The sequence below is a fragment of the Protofrankia sp. CiT1 genome (genome assembly GCF_917627335.1).
Lineage (GTDB): Bacteria > Actinomycetota > Actinomycetes > Frankiales > Frankiaceae > Protofrankia.
In genome coordinates, this window is sequence record NZ_CAKJTP010000088.1 from 3141 (window position 1) to 7665 (window position 4525).

The window sequence follows — 4525 nt, forward strand, 5'->3', positions numbered from 1 at the left end:
CCTTCGCCGCGCAGCCGCGACACCCGTCCAAGGAAGTCGTCATCGCCCATGACCACCGATCGTAGCGACGTTCCCGGGCGGCCCCGCCTCGCTGGCGTTATGGGCAGGAGACCAGAGTGACTACGCTGCGGCGCGGTTTGCCTCGTCGGCGAGTGAGACCGCGAGGAGGCGGGTCAGGGCGGGCGTGTCCTGGGTGTCGAGCATGGTGATGTACCCGGGTCGCTGGGTGACCTGGAGTATGGCGGGAAACCCGAACCTGCGGATGGTTTGGTAGGCGATGATCGCGCGGCCGGTGCGGCCGTTGCCGTCGGAGAATGGGTGGATGCGTTCGAAGGCGACGTGTCCGCCGGCTATCGCCTCCAGCAGGGCCTCGTTGTCGAGGTTGGCAGTTTGCCGCTCAGCCTGGTCGGCCCACTGGAGCATGAGTTCTGGGACGCGTGCGGGTGGTGCGGGCTGCCAAGAGGCACCGGTGACGATGTTGCTGGAGGTCTTGTACTGGCCGCGGTCGTGGGCCAGGTGGTCCATCAGCGCCGTGTGCAGGTCCCGGACCAGGTCGGTGGTCAGGGGTTCGTCGTCGGCGACAGCCTGCAGGATGCGGGCGAGCGCCTCGTAGTGGTTGGCGACCTCGTACAACTCGCGCACCGGCGTGCCGGCCACGGGCACCCGTTCGTCGACCAGCAGGGTGATTGTGTCGGCCAGGGTGAGGGTGTTGCCCTCAAGCGCCGCGGAGTGGTGCGCCAAGCGCACCAGCACGTCCTCGGCGTAGTCCGGCGATAGGACGCCGGCGCGGGCGACCTCGGCGAGGAACTCCTGTCGGGTCCAGGTCACAGCCGGGTCCGCGCCGCATTGATCAGGGCGATCAGGTCGGGCAGGGGGGTGTCCTCGTACCGGCTCACGGCGCGGGCCTCAAGCACCCCGGCATGGATGGTCACCTCGACCGTATCTCCGGGGCCGACGCCCAGAGCACGCAGTTCGGCTGGGCTGATCGTGATGCCCGCCGAATTCCCGATCGTGACGACTTTCTTTCGCATACGAACAGGGTACGTCGCAGTACGAACCCGCTGTGGTGGCGTCCGCCGCCCGGCGCGTCGACGCCGCCCTGCCTGCGCACGCACGAGCCCAGCGACTGGACGAAGGCGCGCATGGGCGAACGATCTTGCCGCTCTCGGCGGGATCGTCGACCTCCACGGCACCGTCCCCATCGAGGCGGCCAGCTCCTCGGCTACCGGCTCTCTCCGCGCCGGGCTTCCTTGTAGTCCTTGACAAGTTCATCGATCTCGGTCTCGTCGAGCGCCAGCATTTCGTCGAGTCGCGCCGCCGCAGACCTCAGCGCGGCGATCTCAGCCGTGAGGTCGGTCCTTGTCGGGATGAAGAACCCCACCGTCCGGCCATGTCGCGTTACCGCGATCGGGTGGTCGGCTGCGATGTAGTCCGCGAGTCCGGCGCGGAACTCACGGATCCCCACCTTCGTCGTGACCATGCGACCCTCCTTGTGTATCTGCGTGTACACAACAGTACGCCGCCTGCCCGGTCTTCGCCATGTCCACGGATGCCGGTGGCCCGGGCGTAGCCTGGCGTTGGGGTGCGCTGGCGGTGACGAGACACGGGAGTCGGCACGACCGAGTTGCACGGCGTGCGAGCAGACGTGCTGTCAGGCGTGGCTCACCATGCCGACCCTGCCCGCAGCGTCATTTGACGGTGCCGCTGGCGGTGGTCTCGCGTTGGGTTGAGGTTCGCGGTCATCGGCGACGCCACCTCCGCGGACGAGCATACGATTTTCCATGATCGAGTCCGTGTGGCCCGTCCCGGCAGGCCACGCTGGTGGCAGCGCCGGACGCGGTGATGCGATGGTGCCCGTGTACGGCTGGTCGCCTACAGGGAGGTTCGAGTCCTGACCGCGGATGGGATATTCGGTTTGTCGGGGGCGGCAGCGTGAGCGCCGTCGGCGATGATCACGGCCACGAGACGGGCCAAAGCGTCCGGAACCGCCAAGCCTCCAGAACGCCTGTTCGATTCGGCAGATGATGTGGATGTCGGCGCGGTCACTGGGCATTGCCCCTGGTCAGAGCCCCGGTAGCGACCGGCCGGACAGTGATTTCAGGGCCAGCAACCAAGATCAATAGATTCGGATGCTGGTACATATGGCCGACCACTTTGCCACCGTGCGAACCCTGGCGAGCGACCTGATCCAGAGCGCCGTCCTGTAGCAGTTCCTGATGATCGGCCAAGCGGCCGGGCGAGTCTCGCCCGAGATCCGCGCGTGCTGGCGCGGACCTACTGGCTGGCTGCCCCTCCTCGGCGCGACGGCGGCCTGAGCACAAGGAGGCATGCGGCCGCGGCCCAGACCGGGACACCGGCCGTTGGCTGGAGGTCCACGAACGCTGGGCCTACGACAATCGCGCCTGCGTCCAGCGCCTGCGCCGGCTGGTATGTCTGTGTACCGACTGCCACACCGCGACCCACTTCGGCCTCGCAATGCTGCGCGGCCGGGACAGCGAGGCGCTGGATCACCTATGTCAGGTCACCGGGCTCACCGAGGCGCAGGCGCACGAGCACGTGGATGCCGCCTTCGAACTCTGGACCCAACGGTCCACCACGACCTGGGCTCTTGACCTCAGCATTCTGGCCGCAGCTGGGATCACTGTCGCGCCGCCACCGCCGCCGTCCGAACGGTCCAAGTCCAGGCCCTGAATTGCCACAAGTGATCAACGCGCACCCGCGGAAGCTTCGCCCCGTCTTGTACCGTTTCCGCACGGGTAAGGATCGCGGCACTCCAGGTGATAGCGATGATCTCCTGGTCGGCGGCATACAGCAGGTAGTCGCGCAGGACACGGGAGTAGAGCACGTTCGCGTCGGCGAGAACGATCCGGATCAGGTCGGTCTCGTCGGTGGTGGCGCTCATTCGGTTAGGGCCTGTCTGATGGATATTGGCCGAGGTCGTTCTGCACGGCTGCCAGGTCTGCGAGTGCCTCGCGCCGCCGCGGGCGCTCGGTCTCCAGGAACGCCCGGATCGACGAGACACGCACGCGGTGGTGCGTGCCGACCTTGCGGTACTCCAGCAGGCCGCGGTCCATGAGCTTGCGGACCTGGGGACGTGACATCCCCAGCAGCACCGCCGCCTCGGTGGGAGCCACCTCGGCGGTGCGGGAGGCCACGACTACCCCCGTCCTCCTCACGGGCCCAGGCCAACAACTCAGCCGCCGGCTGTACCCGCTGGCCGGCTCGAACCGGCTTGGTCTGGGCGGGACCAGCAACGCCGGCAGTCGGCCCGACGGTCTCGCGCTTGGCCGCATCCGCCATCACGACGAGCGCCGTGCGGTCCTGCTTGTTGCCGGCGACAAGGCCGGCCAGTGGTCAGCCTGGTACGAAAGAGAGATTCCGCTCGCCGAAGCCCGCTACGCCCTCGACCTCAAGGAACGTGACGCGTGAGCACCGCCCACGGATACGATAGAGACGGCTTCCTCGCCGAGTTCTTCCCCGACGAACACAACCGCCGCGAGGTCGAGGCAGGGGCGGGACGGCTCGTGGCGGAGAACCGCGCACATCGGCTCGCCGAGATGCGTCGACGCTTGGGCCTCAACCGCATGCACGTCCGACAGGAACGTGTCTCCTCGCGTCGCACGGTGGTCAGCGCGCCCACGAACGGCCAGCGTGTCACCATCGTGGGCGTCAGGCCTGCGCCGGAGACCCTCGAGGACGCAGTCTCGTGTCAGTCCTCGCGGGACAAGCGGCGCAAGCGTTCCTCGGAGGCCATCCTGCCCAGTGGAGGTAGAGCCATCAGCGGCACCATCGCCGGTGACAGGCTGCTCGATCTACTCGAGTCCGGCTGGCGGCGAGAGCTCCGGGCCGGTGCCCTCGCCGGACGGCTTGAGGCAGAGCCTGGGCTCGCGCAGGCGGTGGCTACGGCGCTGGGAGCGCAGTCCCGGGTGCTGGGGGCAGGCGGGGTGGCGCGGAGGTGGCCCGCCTGCGTCGTCGTCGGGATCGCCCGCGCCGCGTCCGGGGCCGGCACGACGGCGTTCTGGCCGGCCTGGCACCGGGCCGCGGGGCTGCGGTCACGTGCGCGGTCCGCCCGTGAGTGGGGTGACGCCTTCCTCGCGGCGCTCGGGGTGCTGGGGCTGCCTGGCGCGCCCGCTGTCGAGGTGGCCGTGCTCGCCCACGTGACCGCGCCGGAGGAGCACGCCGGTTCCGCGGACGGCCTCTCCGACGGGGTGAGCCAGGCGCGTCTTGACCCGTTCGGCGGCGGGGTTCTCCTGACGGACGGCGTCTCGGGACAGGCCCGCGCGGCGCTGCCGGAGGAGATCACCGCCGAGGGCGCCACGTTGCTGGCCTTCGACGAGAACGGGGCACTCGTGGACGGGGCGCTGCCCGCCGACGCCGTCTGGCTGCTCTGCCCGGCAGGCGCTGAGCTGCGCTCCGACGCGCCGGTCCGGACCCTCGTGACAAGCACGCTCCCGCTGGCCTGGCGTGGCTGGCGCCTCATCCAGGTGGACCTGCGGGAGGCTGGTTGGATCGCCCTCGGTACCGA

The 4525-nt window shown here is 69.2% G+C and carries 6 protein-coding genes and 1 pseudogene; 2 read left to right on the plus strand and 5 right to left on the minus strand.

The window, feature by feature from the left end; translation table 11 throughout:
- Positions 1–120: 120 nt before the first annotated feature.
- The 5 genes from MJ785_RS14475 to MJ785_RS14495 all read right to left on the minus strand — a co-directional run bounded on the left by MJ785_RS14475 (position 121) and on the right by MJ785_RS14495 (position 3155).
- A complete protein-coding gene (locus tag MJ785_RS14475; RefSeq protein ID WP_239381323.1) occupies positions 121–828 on the minus strand; it encodes a Fic family protein in 708 nt (235 codons plus the stop codon).
- Complete coding sequence (locus tag MJ785_RS14480; RefSeq protein ID WP_239310327.1) at positions 825–1031, minus strand: MazF family transcriptional regulator; 207 nt, start codon at positions 1029–1031, stop codon at positions 825–827. Before MJ785_RS14480 ends, MJ785_RS14475 begins: the two co-directional genes overlap by 4 nt.
- 191 nt (positions 1032–1222) lie before the next feature.
- Complete coding sequence (locus tag MJ785_RS14485; RefSeq protein ID WP_239346994.1) at positions 1223–1480, minus strand: hypothetical protein; 258 nt, start codon at positions 1478–1480, stop codon at positions 1223–1225.
- A gap of 1158 nt (positions 1481–2638) precedes the next feature.
- Positions 2639–2902, minus strand: a complete 264-nt coding sequence (locus MJ785_RS14490) for a hypothetical protein (protein ID WP_239346993.1) — start codon at positions 2900–2902, stop codon at positions 2639–2641.
- 4 nt (positions 2903–2906) lie between these two features.
- Complete coding sequence (locus MJ785_RS14495) at positions 2907–3155, minus strand: helix-turn-helix domain-containing protein (protein ID WP_239310330.1); 249 nt, start codon at positions 3153–3155, stop codon at positions 2907–2909.
- Between MJ785_RS14495 and MJ785_RS14500 the strand changes: the two genes are divergently transcribed.
- Both MJ785_RS14500 and MJ785_RS14505 read left to right on the plus strand, forming a co-directional pair.
- Positions 3142–3429, plus strand: coding sequence for a hypothetical protein (locus MJ785_RS14500; protein WP_239381325.1), 288 nt, complete (start codon positions 3142–3144; stop codon positions 3427–3429). The genes MJ785_RS14495 and MJ785_RS14500 overlap by 14 nt on opposite strands.
- Positions 3426–4525: pseudogene (locus MJ785_RS14505) on the plus strand (hypothetical protein); the annotation flags it as partial. The gene MJ785_RS14500 and the pseudogene MJ785_RS14505, both read left to right, overlap by 4 nt.